At 36.3% G+C, this 13091-nt stretch carries 14 protein-coding genes; 6 read left to right on the top strand and 8 right to left on the bottom strand.

Features of this window, described 5'->3' with window-relative positions:
• Position 1: 1 nt before the first annotated feature.
• On the bottom strand, positions 2-817 hold the full coding sequence (locus EGI26_RS15680; RefSeq protein WP_255079877.1) for a hypothetical protein: 816 nt from the start codon (positions 815-817) through the stop codon (positions 2-4).
• A 167-nt stretch (positions 818-984) separates the two neighbouring features.
• Here EGI26_RS15680 and EGI26_RS15675 point away from each other — a divergent pair, with 167 nt between their 5' ends.
• The 5 genes from EGI26_RS15675 to EGI26_RS15655 all read left to right on the top strand — a co-directional run bounded on the left by EGI26_RS15675 (position 985) and on the right by EGI26_RS15655 (position 5510).
• Positions 985-1641: a response regulator transcription factor gene (locus EGI26_RS15675; protein ID WP_255079874.1), complete on the top strand. Its 657-nt coding sequence runs from the start codon at positions 985-987 to the stop codon at positions 1639-1641.
• Positions 1638-3434, top strand: a complete 1797-nt coding sequence (locus EGI26_RS15670) for a tetratricopeptide repeat protein (protein ID WP_255079873.1) — start codon at positions 1638-1640, stop codon at positions 3432-3434. Before EGI26_RS15675 ends, EGI26_RS15670 begins: the two co-directional genes overlap by 4 nt.
• A gap of 72 nt (positions 3435-3506) precedes the next feature.
• Positions 3507-4352: an AraC family transcriptional regulator gene (locus EGI26_RS15665; RefSeq protein WP_255079872.1), complete on the top strand. Its 846-nt coding sequence runs from the start codon at positions 3507-3509 to the stop codon at positions 4350-4352.
• Positions 4353-4424: 72 nt separating this feature from the next.
• Positions 4425-5057, top strand: coding sequence for a cupin domain-containing protein (locus tag EGI26_RS15660; protein WP_255079870.1), 633 nt, complete (start codon positions 4425-4427; stop codon positions 5055-5057).
• A gap of 72 nt (positions 5058-5129) precedes the next feature.
• On the top strand, positions 5130-5510 hold the full coding sequence (locus EGI26_RS15655) for a hypothetical protein (RefSeq protein WP_255079862.1): 381 nt from the start codon (positions 5130-5132) through the stop codon (positions 5508-5510).
• A gap of 126 nt (positions 5511-5636) precedes the next feature.
• Here EGI26_RS15655 and EGI26_RS15650 read toward each other — a convergent pair whose 3' ends face one another.
• The 6 genes from EGI26_RS15650 to EGI26_RS15625 all read right to left on the bottom strand — a co-directional run bounded on the left by EGI26_RS15650 (position 5637) and on the right by EGI26_RS15625 (position 9879).
• Positions 5637-6065 (bottom strand): DUF1761 domain-containing protein, encoded by a 429-nt coding sequence (locus EGI26_RS15650; RefSeq protein WP_255079861.1) that lies wholly within the window; start codon positions 6063-6065, stop codon positions 5637-5639.
• Between the two features lie 55 nt (positions 6066-6120).
• On the bottom strand, positions 6121-7014 hold the full coding sequence (locus EGI26_RS15645; RefSeq protein WP_255079859.1) for a sugar phosphate isomerase/epimerase: 894 nt from the start codon (positions 7012-7014) through the stop codon (positions 6121-6123).
• A 209-nt stretch (positions 7015-7223) separates the two neighbouring features.
• Positions 7224-7352: a hypothetical protein gene (locus EGI26_RS15640; protein WP_255079858.1), complete on the bottom strand. Its 129-nt coding sequence runs from the start codon at positions 7350-7352 to the stop codon at positions 7224-7226.
• A gap of 40 nt (positions 7353-7392) precedes the next feature.
• Positions 7393-8001 (bottom strand): hypothetical protein, encoded by a 609-nt coding sequence (locus EGI26_RS15635; protein ID WP_255079857.1) that lies wholly within the window; start codon positions 7999-8001, stop codon positions 7393-7395.
• A gap of 11 nt (positions 8002-8012) precedes the next feature.
• Positions 8013-8324 carry a LytTR family DNA-binding domain-containing protein gene (locus EGI26_RS15630; RefSeq protein ID WP_255079855.1) on the bottom strand — a complete coding sequence of 104 codons (312 nt, stop codon included), beginning with the start codon at positions 8322-8324 and terminating at the stop codon, positions 8013-8015.
• A 97-nt stretch (positions 8325-8421) separates the two neighbouring features.
• Positions 8422-9879 (bottom strand): hypothetical protein, encoded by a 1458-nt coding sequence (locus EGI26_RS15625; protein WP_255079853.1) that lies wholly within the window; start codon positions 9877-9879, stop codon positions 8422-8424.
• Positions 9880-10210: 331 nt separating this feature from the next.
• Here EGI26_RS15625 and EGI26_RS15620 point away from each other — a divergent pair, with 331 nt between their 5' ends.
• Entirely contained in the window at positions 10211-11551 is a 1341-nt protein-coding gene (locus EGI26_RS15620; protein WP_255079851.1) for a 7TM diverse intracellular signaling domain-containing protein, read from the top strand.
• Here EGI26_RS15620 and EGI26_RS15615 read toward each other — a convergent pair.
• Positions 11540-13030, bottom strand: a complete 1491-nt coding sequence (locus EGI26_RS15615) for a hypothetical protein (RefSeq protein ID WP_255079850.1) — start codon at positions 13028-13030, stop codon at positions 11540-11542. The genes EGI26_RS15620 and EGI26_RS15615 overlap by 12 nt on opposite strands.
• Positions 13031-13091: the final 61 nt, after the last annotated feature.

Raw genomic sequence — 13091 nt, 5'->3', positions numbered from 1 at the left:
ATTACTTGCAATTGGTGTAGCTCATTACTTGCTTTATAACTTCTGGAGAAAGTTTGTCTTTTATAGTAAGCCCACTTACGTAATTGTTTGTATTGTAAGTATAGCTTACTTCTCTGTCGGCATATACTTCTAGTTTTCCTGTTGGATTTCCGTCATCATCTAATTCGTCCAAATATTTGCAAGCAGTCCATAAATCAGAATATGGCTGGTAGTTAAGCGGAGCAAACAAGAGGATATCATTGGTTGGCAGGGTTGGATTAAAAGCAAGGCCTTTAAATTGTAGTTCATAGTGCTTTTTAGTGGCATCAGACTCATAAGCTGTTATGTCTGTTTGGTCAAATATTAAACCGTCTGCTTTAACCACAATCTTAGAAAGTTTACCCCCAGCATAGTTGTATTCATAGGTCGCATCTGCTCCCCAGGTCTCAGATACCATTTTGGTGATTCGACGCTTGTCGTCCATTGTTACCACAAACTGATTGGACATGGTTTTGTCAGCTTGAAAAAAATCTACCCGGGTTAGTTTTCGTGCATTGTCATAATTGTAGATGTCATAACTTCCATCGGTGGCGATAGTTTTAATAACATCACCCAAATTGTTGTACTCAAAAACTGAAGAAGATTTGGTGCCATCGTCGGCGAGAAAAATTATTTCTTTCAAAAAATCGTTTGCATCAAAAACGTATTGGATATTTCCAAGTGACTCAACGCTAAGGCTTTGTATTTTACAGGCAGCGTCTTGTAGCGAAGGATCTGATTTTTTTTCGCAAGAAGAAAAAACAGTAAAAGCCACAAGAACCAAAAATAATTTTTTCATAGTTTATGTTTTATGATGACACAAATTTGACCATGAAAAAAAAAGAACTCAATAAGGCATTTGCCCTATTTTTTTAATGCTCAGTTAGAGAGAAATTTATAAATACGTCAAATGCCTTATTGTTTTTTGATGTGATAAAATCCTACATTTGTATAAAAACAAACTCCATGATTACCATTGGCCTCGTTGACGATAATCCCACTTTGCTGCGAAACATAGGTCAGAATCTCTCGATATTTGATGAGGTGCAGGTATTGTTTAAAGCCAACGGTGGTCATGATGCATTGGACAAGCTCAATAATCACCGCCCAGATATGCTCCTAATGGACATAGAAATGCCCGAAATGGACGGCATAGAAACCACTAGGCAGATAAAGGAGCTTTTTCCTGAAATAAAAATCATGATGTTGAGTGTTCTCGACCGTGAAGACAAAATCTTTGAGGCCATAAAAGCCGGAGCTTCCGGCTACCTGACCAAAGACGAAAAACCTTCTAAAATAGTGGCGGCCATAGAAGAGCTGATGGAAGGCGGTGCACCTATGTCGCCAACTATAGCCATGAAAACCCTTAAAATGCTGCGTAATCAGGAGGTTGTAGGTCAAAAAACAGAATCGTATTTAAGCCCAGAATCTTATAATTTGTCAAAAAGAGAAATTGAGATTTTGGAGAAAGTGGCGGCTGGATTGACCTACAACCAAATTGCCGACCAACTTTTTATTTCTGCCAAAACCGCTCGTAAGCATATCGAAAACATTTATCAAAAGCTACATGTACATTCCAAACTGGAGGCCGTAGCTGTGGCACAAAAAAACAGGTGGGTATGAGGATATTTTTAATTTTCTTGACCTTGTTTTCAGGGAGCATATATGCCCAAAATAAAACAACTTTAGATAGCTTGAATACAGAGTATCGAAATCTAAAAGACCCCAAAAGGAAGGTTGAAGTATTGCAAAAAATGGGTCAATATTATTATGATATCCAAAAAATTGATTCTGCAATATCTATAACAAAAGAAAGTCTTGTTTTAGCTAGAAGAATTAATGATCCTGTTGGCGAATTTGAATCTTCAATAAGCTTGGGCAATTGGCTTTTAATCAAGAGCGATTTTCCAAAGTCTAAATTTTATCTCACCAGAGCTTTGGAGATTTCTAAGAACAATAAAGAGAAAAATCTGGAAATGAGAGCCTTGAAGACACTTGGCTTATTTTATCATGAGTCAGGAAACTTTAAAGAATCATTGAAATATTATGAAGAGGCGATTGTTTTGGCAAAAGCTGAAAATGATGAAGATTACTTGTATTGGATTTATGTTGGCATAGCAAATTCACATATTGCTTTGGAAGATTATAAAAAGGCCCAATTAATGTATTTTAAAGCAGCGGAATATCAAAAGAAACAAAAAAATTATGATACTTATGCTTCTCATTTGGCCACAGCAGCAAATTTGTATCGTCGTTTGAACAATATAGATGCTGCCGAAAAACCACTTTTAGAAGCGTACGCAATTTCTAAAAAATATAAAGACGATTGGACACTTATTGATGTGTCAAGGTTTCTCGGAATGTTTTATACGGATAAATATGAGTTTGAAAAAGCGAACCAGTATTTAAATGAATCATTGAGATTGTCAAAAGCACACCACGACAACAGCTCGATTCTCAAAGTGTTTTATACCTTAGAAAAACTACATTATGTAAAAAAGGATTTAAAAAATGGTGATATGTATCAAAAACTAATCATCAAAATGCGAGATTCACTTTATACAGCCGAAAACAATAAGCTTTTGGCGGAGTTTGATGTAAAATATCAAACTGCTGATAAGGAAGCAAAACTGAAAGCGGCTCAACTTGAGATTGCACAACATCGCAACTTAATCATTGGTTTAAGCCTTGGAATTTTAGGAATTTTGGTTTCGGGTGGATTATTATGGAGAATTTCCAGCATAAAAACAAAAGCTACAGAAACTGAAAAACTCAAAAACATTGAAATAGAAAACCAAAAGAAACTACTATCTGCCAAAGAAATAGAACGCCAACGCATAGCCAAAGAACTTCACGATAGCGTTGGTTCGCAGCTTACGGTGGTCAGTACTAGTCTTGACAATGCCTTTTATCTGTTTGAAAATCAAAAACTTAAACCCGAGAAACTTGAGAATATTTCAGGCGAAGTTCGCTTGGCCGCACAGAGTTTGCGAGATACGATTTGGGCTACTTATAATTCTGAAATTTCAGTCGCAGATTTGAGGTCGAGGATTCAGGAATTTGTAAAAAAATTCAGTGATGAAAATAGCTTCAACGTGGAAATTAATATAAAAGGTGAAGAGGTAGTTTTAACGCCAATTGAGGGTCTAAATCTATTTAGGATAGTGCAAGAGGCACTTAACAATACCCAAAAATACGCCTCAGCGAGTTTGGTAAAAATGGACGGAAATTTCGAAAAAGACAATTACAACTTGCAGATTTCTGACAATGGACTTGGCTTTGATCTCAATAAAGCCAATACCGGAAATTCTTACGGTTTGGGTAACATGAAGTCCCGGGCGGAGGAAATAGGAGGGGAGTTGAGCGTTTCTTCAAGTTCAGAAGGCACAGTTGTTGAGTTTTCAAAGAGGGCCTAAGCCGAGTTTCATTTTTTACAATTTTCTTATTCAAAAATTCTTTTAACTTGCACGAATTCAATTCTTTCCTGAATGGATGCACCCGTCAATATAAAAATAAATGAAGGCATGGATTTCTTTATCAAGAAACCCAATGCTAGACTTTTGCCTTATATTGACCTCATTTGGGCGAGCAATGGCCGGCCTAACTTCAAGGAGGAGCGAGTCATTCCTGATGGATCCTGTTTGTTGCTTTTTAATTTTGGGAAACCTGTCGCCAGCATCAGCGGGAAGTTACATTTGCCCATCAAACGCTGCGTTTTTACTGGGGTCTTTACCAATTTTATTTCTATGAAGTATGACTCAGAAGAAGAAATTCACCAGCAAGTTGGGGTGATTTTTAAATCCGGCGGAGCTTACCCTTTCATAAAAATTCCGATAGAAGAGTTTAAAAACCAAGCCATTGATGCCGACCTGATAAATAAAAATCTCTTCGAAAGTATCTATCACAATTTGGGCGAAGTGGAATCTTGCGAGACCAAGATTCTTATTCTTGAGAAAATATTGTCAAACATTCTTTCCAAGTTTGACAGCGTAACTTTACCTCAGGATTTTATAAACTTGATAAAATTCAGGAATGAGCTGAATATCAATGCAATAATTGACAAAACAGGCTATTCTCACCAATATGTCAACAAAATTTTGAGATCCCATGCGGGCGTAAGTATCAAAAGCCTTCAGAATATTTATAAGGTGAGTCAGGCCATTCAAATGCTCAAACAGGATTCAAAAATTGAGAATTTCACAGCTTTGGCTCATGAGTTAAACTATTTTGACCAAGCCCATTTCATACATCAAATCAAGAAAATGACGGGTTTTACACCTAAGGAATTCAAAAATCTCTCGCTGCCCATCACTTCTCGTGTTATTTACCTTTGAGTTTCATTTTTTACAATTTTTGAGCTTTTGAGCACTATAATTTTGTGACATAATCATTACAATTTTATAGCCATGATTCAAAAGATTACCATTTACTTTTTCGGCTTTGTGTTACTTTATTTTGTCGGCGGAGGCATTTTGTTTAACCATGTTTTCCTGCCAAAACCGATTGATTACCCAGCATATTTCGAGAAACATCAACAGTTTGCAAGTAAAGAAGAAGGAATGCAATTGAGCATAAAAAAGCTGGATGCGGAAAAAGTTTTTCTAAAGATGTCCCTAGAGCCATACGCTGAGGGACCTCCAGAACATATTCACCAGAACTTCGATGAATTTTTTGCAGTGGAAAAAGGAACACTGAGTTTACTTATCAATGGTCAAAAACGCACATTAAAGGCTGGTGAAAGTATTTTGATTCCGAAAGGAACACCGCATAAACCATTTAATGAAACCGACCAAGTAGTTATCTTGAACGATTGTACAGACATTCATCCCACCATGCCCTCGCACTTTGCATATGGTTTAAGCCAGCTTTACCCAGTCATGGATAAGCATGGTGCCAAATCGCCCAAAGTACTTTTGAAGTTGGCTGTTTTGGGATTCAAGTGCGACACTTGGATGCAAAACCCACCGATTTTTGTACAGAAAACAATAAGGTGGTTATTAAGTCCTTCGGCAAGAATAATTAGCAAAATGTCAGAGTAAGTCCTTTATTTTAACAGCACGTTTTGACCAAATTTGGCTCTTTAAACTATTACAATTTTAACCATAATTACTATGAAAATCAAAGGTTCGCTTTTTGTTATACTTATACTTTTATTGAATTTTTCATGCTCCAAAGAAGCCTCAAATCCGGACCCTACCTCCCAAATAACAGACAAATGGTGGTGTGCAAAAGCTGGTACGGGTACAATTTCTTCACAATATTTTAAAGCTGACGGCACTTGGGAACAAGGCTCTAAGGGCGGGCGGTTTAACGACTCGGGCAAGTGGGCTTTGTCGTCCAATAAAAAGAAAATTGTAATCAGCAGCGTATTGGACTATAACAAGAAATCAAAAACTGGCTGGGAGTACGACATTGAGACTTTTTCAGAAACTAGCCTAAAGATGAATTGGAGTGCATTTGGGGTCATAATGGATTTGGAAGTTTGTAATTAGGAAATCATAATGGTTAGGGTTAAATGGCTCCGTTGATATTGATGGGGTCATTTTTTGCCACAAACACACAGATAAGACGGCTTAGATATTCGTGCATTCGTGGCAAATCTATTCAAAAAGCAAGGCTTAACCCATGAAAGTCAAAATTGCCGAAACCAACAGCAGAGAGGCCAAAGCATAGCCCGTGTTGATAAAGAACAGTTTCCAAGAGCGACTTTCCCACACGATGGCTCCAAGATGGTAGGGAACATAAAAACCAAGCCAAGTGAAAATGGCAGAATTGAGGATGGTTCCAAGTTTTCCCATCTGATCCATGCCAGGCACAAAACTCCAAGCGGCGTTATTGTGAGCCAACACATAAGCCATAAAAAAATTACCGATCAGATTGAATGCCATGCCTTTCATCATGATTTTTGGATCGGGCTTTTGAGTGGTGTCCATTTTGAGTTCTTGGGCCCAAACTTTGCCCAAAAGCGGTGTGTACCAGAGAAAACCAAGTACAAAATTGGCTACAACGGCAATGATTATTGCCAAATAATTGATGTTTAAATCCATGATTAATAGTGTTTTAAGGTTAGAATATAACCAAAAGTATGAAAAATCTGGAAACTCAAAACTGTTTTTGGATATAATCTACAAAACTTGGCAACGCCACTTCTGGATTTGGTAATTCAGGATGCCAGCGTTTTTCCCATTCGAAACTAATGAAACCCTTGTACTTATCGCCTTCAATTATTCCAAGAATTTCATTTATTGGCACTTCGCCTTTGCCCGTGAGGGTATATTCGTAGGTGTTGTTGGGTTTAAAATAACCGTCTTTTATTTGTACTATTTCTATGTAGGATTTCAGGGTTTCATACATTTTTTGTGGACTTTCTTTGGTAATCAAATGCATATTGAAAAAATCCCAAATAATGCCAACGTGCTTTTTATCAAAGCCTTGCATCATTTTTAGCAGGTCTTCTGACCATACCAAATCGCCATGAGCATCGAGCAACACTTTTACTTTTGTGCCTTTGCAATAATCGATGAGCGTTTCGTAATTAGATTTTATAGTATCTAAAGCAAATTCTTTGGATTTCTCTTTCGGAAATTTATCGGGGAAAACTCTCACAAAAGGACAGTCCAATTGCTGAGCTAAGTCAATATATCTCTTTGCGGTATCTAGGTTTTTTGTTTTTTTCTCGGGTTCATATTCATGTAAAACCACAGAAGAATTGAGATTCAGAATTTTTACACCAAAATCCTCAGACATTTTTCTAATATCGCCGATTCTACTTGGTGCAAATTCAGGACTGTTCAGAATATCTACATCGCCCTTTATACCTCTGATTTCAACCGCTTTGTAACCATACTTTTTGGCATTTTCCAAAACTTCTCGCAAACTCCAGTCGGGACAAGCCAATGTATTAAAACAAAGTTTACGTTTGTTTTTTGGCTTCGAAAATGCTTGGGAGCCAATCAAAATACCAAGGCTGGTTTGAAGGAATTTTTTTCTATTCATATGATATTCTTTTAATCAAAGATAGAAAATGAGATTCTTCAAACCATGATTATTGAATATTTCGCCTTCTCGAAATCACAAAGGATATATTGTTAGGCATTGTCACTGGCGAGTTTATCTGTTGTTGCACAAAAATGTTGTTTATAATTACCCCCTTCGGTTTATTCTTACGAAATTCCCGAGCTCTGTTAGCCTGTTCTCGATCACTTTTAAGCTGGTGGCAACAAAATACATTTTGCCAGAATTGAGATATACTTTTGATAATTTTGGTCTGATTGAAGATACCAAATTGTATCGGGAGAAATAGACCTCCTCCCACCAATGTGTATAGTTTTCATGTTTCTTGTATTTTTAAGGCTTATCGTCTTCAAGCCTATTTCAACGCTGTTTTACTTTTAGGGCGTCTATTTGTTTTTGCTGTTCTATGACATACAATGTTAGTTCTTCAATTTTTTCAAGAAGTTTTGATATCATTCCATCCATCGAAATTCCATTTGCAACAACCTCTTTACTCGAAGGGATGTTGGGCAAATGTTTGTTTTGAAGGATGTGTTTTTCAACATCTATAAGAGGCATTAGGGGATAGTTTTTCTCAAAGACTCTGTCTGACCATTGATTTTCGTTGGTGTATTTCATCTTAAAGGAATTCAAAACAAACTGGCCTTTCTCATCTAATTCTAAAAAATTTCTGTCATTGATTTTGTAAACCGGGCTATTGTAGGCCATACTGGTATTAAATACCCCCTTCACATCAAGTCTGTAGCGAGGATGGGATAGACCAATTCCAACTTTCACGAGCAAAGTATCTCCCAAAACTAAACCGTCGTTAACAGAAACTTTGGCATTGTAACCAACAGCCGAAGCTCTTTCCAAAGAATTCTGATTGACTCCAACAGCCCCAGCGTACCTACCAAAATGCGAACCTGACTGTGCCAAAGCCGGTAAAACACCACATAGCCATACTATACTAAGAATTACTTTTTTCATCTTTTTAAAAATTAAATGTTTTCAAAATGTCTTATTATCAAGGCCTTTCTTCTCCGAGATACTTTTATTTCTTCTCCGGTTTTCAATAAAATTGTTTCGCTTCCTCCCAAAAAGCTCGCATATTTGATATTAATCAGAAAAGACCGGTTCGGCCTTACCAAATAACTTGTTTTTCCTAACCGCTCCTCGATTTTTCCCAGATTGGTCGATGTCAAAACCACGCTGCCGTCATTCAAAAAAACGCGTGTGTAATTAGCTTCAGACTTGCAAAAAAGCATTTTCGCAACATCTATTTTGGTTCTACTTCCTATGTTTATTTTCATGGCTATTTTTGTTGGTACAAATTTATATTCGCTGATTTTATCAAAAAATACCTCCTTCGAGGTATTTAATGTATTCGGTAATCTATCGAAAAAGATATTATTCTTTAATGATTTTCCAGCTGAACATAGCATTCGATTTACCTTTTTGCAATTCTTTCACTTCAAAACCTTCACGGGTTTTCTTTGAGATAAATACGCCATTACAGTCGCCCTCCAACTGAATATTTATTTGTAAACCTTCATAGTTTTCAATTGGTCCTTCGAATTTTATAAATGTGGCTCCTTTTAATAGCCGTCCTTTTCCTGTAAAGCTCTCGATCAGGCTCGCCGGAAGTATATTTTCTGATTGATTTATTCGGGCTGAAACATTTTTTTCGTTATTGCTGGCCATGAGCACCGCCGTAGAATTTAACCTTTGCCAAGCTGAGCCATCGTAAAAGTAAAACCCTGGGGTATCATCTATCTGGTATATCAGTAAGCCCAATGCCGGTGACGCTGGTCTATTAGCTTTGGCAATTCGAGGAATCAAAATGCCTTGATTTTCACTTTTTACATCTAAAATTGCTGACGGGTGAGGAGTGTCGTTATCTCCGTTAATCGTTACGCCTTTGCTGTCGTTGTTGAGTTTTACATCGTTTTGTTCTGTTAAAGTTGCTGTTGGAACAACTTTTCGGTATTCAAAAAAACTAATATTTGCCGTGCCACTTGAACTGGAAGCCACTCCTCTGAAATATACGCCCTCTTTTGTCAAAAAACTTACCCAAATGTATGTGCCTTCCAGTGTATAGGCCGTGTTTTCATCGGGTCGAGTATATCTTTGGCTTGTAACAATTGAGCGTAGGCATTCATAGACACCATCGGGCGTTGATATTGTTCCGAAGGCATCAACAGTTGAATTCTGAACATATTTTGTGAGTGTTTGATTAGATACATAATCTTTTTCCTCAACTGTTGTCGAGAAATTATCTCCTAAATCAAATGGTACATCAGCATATTCATAGTCGGGTTCTTCATCAAAATTATCATCACTACCAACTTCCACATCATAGCTGGTGCCGAGATGGTCAACGCCGTCATTATCTATAAAAAAATGGTCATATTGGTCTAATAGTCGGTCGTTGTTGTCAAAATAATAGGTTCGCATAACCTTATTTGCACCAGATATTTCTAAGCCTACCGGCACAGCATTGGGGTTAATAAAATCGCCTCTACCCACACCCGAAATACCCGTCACAAGGGTAGAGGGTAATGTCCATGTTTGTGGAGTAGTGCTGTTTGCTATACCAATATTCATACTAAATCCACCATCTACTTTTTGGTATAGTAGCCACGTATTTCCTATAGACGAAATAGTATTAAAATCTGAATAATCAATTGAAATTGCTGAATTGGTTTGAGTAACCGAATGTTGAGGTTGGGTATTCTTCAAATTTAAGGTACTTATATCAAAGGGTTGTAGCACTTTTGGTTTGATTGCCGAAACACTTAATCTGCCACCAGGATACCCATGATTTTGAGGTCCTCCCATGGTATTTGCAAACAAATCTATTTGCATAAAATAAAGGTAAATGACAAATAAGAATAGATTCTTGGCTGATAAAAATTGCTTAATTTTTGTGCTCATAAATATTGCTTGAACTTTTGAAATCAATGTGCCAAAGGTAGATAAATACATATCAGCTAAACAAAAAACAGACGGGTAGTAAATGGGTAGTGTGTATATAATATCCTTATAGTCAGTTATTAATGTCTTTTTGTCAGCTTTAAAACCATAATAAACGTTTTGAGATTTTATACTAGAAACAGAAAACATAACGATGAAAGTAAAACCCCTAATAAGAATCTTATCTTTGTGTATTCATTTTCTTGAATTGAAAATTTGATTTATGCAAACTAAAATCGTACAAATCTTACTTGTTATAATTTTTTTGCCGCTTGCTATAAAAGCACAGGTAAACATGAGTTATTACCATGACACTTTGCAGAAAATAACAATTACCAATGTTTCGGCAATTACTTTTAAGCCTTTTGAAACAAAAATAAATAGGGGCTTAGAAAATGGAATTTATTGGCTAAAAATTGAGAATGATAATCAAAATAGGCTGATTGAGGTTTCGTCGGCAAGGATTCGGAAGGTTCGAGGTTTTATTAATGAAAAAGAAGTGCAACAGTTGCCTGATTTTAATATGATAACTTTTGAATTAGAAGCAAATAAAGTGCTGTATTTGAGTGTATTGTGCGAAAAGGAAGGTGGTTTTCCTGTGGTTAGTCATCTTAAAAGTGCCGTCATAAAATCTCTTAAAAGTCAATACATAAGCTATGGTCTATATTACGGATTAGCCATAGTAATTGTGATTTTAAACCTATTTTATTTTTTCAATTTTAGAGAGATTACCTTTTTGTATTATTCCTTTTTTTTGACGGGCATTATCTTTACGATTCTATTCAGAGACGGACTGATACCTTATTTATTTCAAAATCAATGGTTGGCAAAAGACGGCGAAGTAATTTTTCATTTTGCTACTGTCACTTTCGGTATTTTATTTGCCTCTGAGTATCTGCGGCATCAATTGTATTTTCCTCTCCTAAAATATTACTCTCTTTTCAATTCGCTGATGTCAGCCCTATTTTTTGGTTTATATGTTTTTACCGATACTTTTATTTGGTTTGCATTGGCACAACTTTCTGGCATTTTGCTTTTGAGCGTCTATTGGATTTCGAGCTTATTACTTTTTAATAAAAACAAATTTTCTGCATTTTTTGCCATAGCTTATAGCTTTATTTTATTACTTACGATAGATTTTTTCATTTTACCTATTTTTGGATTACCCAATTTGGGTATCACCACAGCATTAATGAAAGTATCGTCAGTTTTTGAAATGCTGATTCTTAGCTATGCGGTGGTGTATCGTATGCGTATTTTGCACAAAGAAAATGCCGACATTCAGGCTTCGTTGTTTCAGCGAACTTCGCAAATCGAAAAACTCGAAGATGAACTTAACAAACTAAAATTGGGCGAAAACAATAAAATAACTACCGCCAACCTAAGCGGAAGAGAGGTAGAAATATTGAAGATGATTGCCAACGGAACTCCTACCAAAGAAATGGCCGACAAACTGTTTATTTCAGTAAACACCATCAAGTACCACGTTAAAAACCTGTATGATAAACTCGAAATTTCGAGCCGACAGGAAGCTAAACTAAAAGCGGCGACATTAATTGATTGACCAAGAAAATTTCGCATTTGATTTTCCCCTTTGCAATTCTTTTATCTCGAAACCTTCACGAGTTTTCTTCGAGATATATAATCCATTGCAATTGCCTTCGAGCTGAATCTGTATCATTAAATCTTCAAAATTATTTTGGCTTTGTTCAAATTTGATAAAAGCCGTACCTCTATGTAGCTTACTTTTCCCTTTCATCAAAGGGCTGTTGGTGATGCCCATTCTTGTATTTTGTGAAGCAATGCTTGCCAATGGTGTTGAAGTGCTTAACATTTGCCACGATGTTCCGTCAAAATAATAAAATCCGGCGGTGTTGTCAACCTGATAAACCAATAGCCCTTCGGCAGGTGAATTCGGGCGGTTGGCTTGAGCAATGCGAGGAATGAGAACTCCTAAACTATCATTCTTTATGTCTAAAATTGCTGATGGGTGTGCTAAATCATTATCTGTATTAATTGTAACACCTTTGCTGTCATTACTAATTCTCACATCTGAACTTTCAGCAAGTAGGGAAGATAAAACCACTTTCCGATAGCGTACATTTGTAACAGAAACAGTCCCATTTGTTGCTGAAACATTAGCATTAAAATAATAGCCTTCTTTGGTAATGAATGTTATTTGGTTAATTGTAGAAACAAGTGTATATGCAGTAGAGGCATTTGGGCGAGTATATTTTTTTGTTAGATGGCTCATTCTTAAGCAATTAAAAGTACCATCTGGTGTAGTTATCGTCCCATAAGCATCTACATCAGTAGAAATTTCATATTTTGTTAAAATTTCATTGGCTATATAATCAGTTTCTTCTTCTATAGCCGTATATGAATCATTCAAGTCGAGTGGAATATCCGCAAATTTATAGTTAGGTTCATCAAAAGTATCATCTTGTCCGCTAACTAAATCATAACTTGTACCCAAGTGGTCAATAGTGGCATTCGTAATATTATAATGTTCATAGACCTTCATGGGGCGGTCTTGGTCGTCATAAAAATATTCACGAGTTACACGATTTGCCCCTGCAATCTGCAAAGCCACAGGTACACTACTCAGGTTTAAAAAATCTTGCCGACTGGTTCCATACATATAAGTGAGTAGATTGGTAGGCAAAGTCCATACTTGAGGTGAAAAATTATTAGCAACGCCAATATTCATATTGAAAGAATTATCAAAACCATCGAATTCAAGCCAAGTATTTCCAGCCGCACTAATGGTGTTTACATCAGGATAAGTAATTGAAATTGCTGATTGAGTTTCTTTAACAAAATTCTGAACAGTACTTTTAAGATTTAATGTGCTTACATCAAATAACTGTATTTTCTTGGATTGTGTAAATTTCCGTTCTATCGATATTCTTCCTCCACCAGGATTGCACTGATTTGGATAAAAACACCCAGAAGCAGGTTTGCTTCCTCCATAAACTGTGATATTTTGTAATAAAAAAACTAACAAAATGAAGCTAAAAGGTATATAAAATGTACTTTTCATGGAGAACAAGATTTATTTAGAATCATAAGAAATACAAAAATATTTCTTAAATAAACTAACC

The sequence above is a fragment of the Lacihabitans sp. CCS-44 genome (assembly GCF_024343735.1).
Classification (GTDB): domain Bacteria; phylum Bacteroidota; class Bacteroidia; order Cytophagales; family Spirosomataceae; genus Leadbetterella.
Note: the sequence above shows the minus strand (reverse complement) of the source record. Positions and strands in the feature narration are given on the sequence as shown.

Bases quoted from the DNA above. Each gene is read 5' to 3' on its own strand.
- EGI26_RS15640 (WP_255079858.1), bottom strand. From the start codon at position 7,352: ATGAAAACTATACACATTGGTGGGAGGAGGTCTATTTCTCCCGATACA.
- EGI26_RS15635 (WP_255079857.1), bottom strand. From the start codon at position 8,001: ATGAAAAAAGTAATTCTTAGTATAGTATGGCTATGTGGTGTTTTACCG.
- EGI26_RS15650 (WP_255079861.1), bottom strand. From the start codon at position 6,065: ATGGATTTAAACATCAATTATTTGGCAATAATCATTGCCGTTGTAGCC.
- EGI26_RS15615 (WP_255079850.1), bottom strand. From the start codon at position 13,030: ATGAAAAGTACATTTTATATACCTTTTAGCTTCATTTTGTTAGTTTTT.
- EGI26_RS15665 (WP_255079872.1), top strand. From the start codon at position 3,507: ATGGATGCACCCGTCAATATAAAAATAAATGAAGGCATGGATTTCTTT.
- EGI26_RS15655 (WP_255079862.1), top strand. From the start codon at position 5,130: ATGAAAATCAAAGGTTCGCTTTTTGTTATACTTATACTTTTATTGAAT.
- EGI26_RS15670 (WP_255079873.1), top strand. From the start codon at position 1,638: ATGAGGATATTTTTAATTTTCTTGACCTTGTTTTCAGGGAGCATATAT.
- EGI26_RS15675 (WP_255079874.1), top strand. From the start codon at position 985: ATGATTACCATTGGCCTCGTTGACGATAATCCCACTTTGCTGCGAAAC.
- EGI26_RS15660 (WP_255079870.1), top strand. From the start codon at position 4,425: ATGATTCAAAAGATTACCATTTACTTTTTCGGCTTTGTGTTACTTTAT.
- EGI26_RS15630 (WP_255079855.1), bottom strand. From the start codon at position 8,324: ATGAAAATAAACATAGGAAGTAGAACCAAAATAGATGTTGCGAAAATG.
- EGI26_RS15620 (WP_255079851.1), top strand. From the start codon at position 10,211: ATGCAAACTAAAATCGTACAAATCTTACTTGTTATAATTTTTTTGCCG.
- EGI26_RS15625 (WP_255079853.1), bottom strand. From the start codon at position 9,879: ATGCAAATAGATTTGTTTGCAAATACCATGGGAGGACCTCAAAATCAT.
- EGI26_RS15680 (WP_255079877.1), bottom strand. From the start codon at position 817: ATGAAAAAATTATTTTTGGTTCTTGTGGCTTTTACTGTTTTTTCTTCT.
- EGI26_RS15645 (WP_255079859.1), bottom strand. From the start codon at position 7,014: ATGAATAGAAAAAAATTCCTTCAAACCAGCCTTGGTATTTTGATTGGC.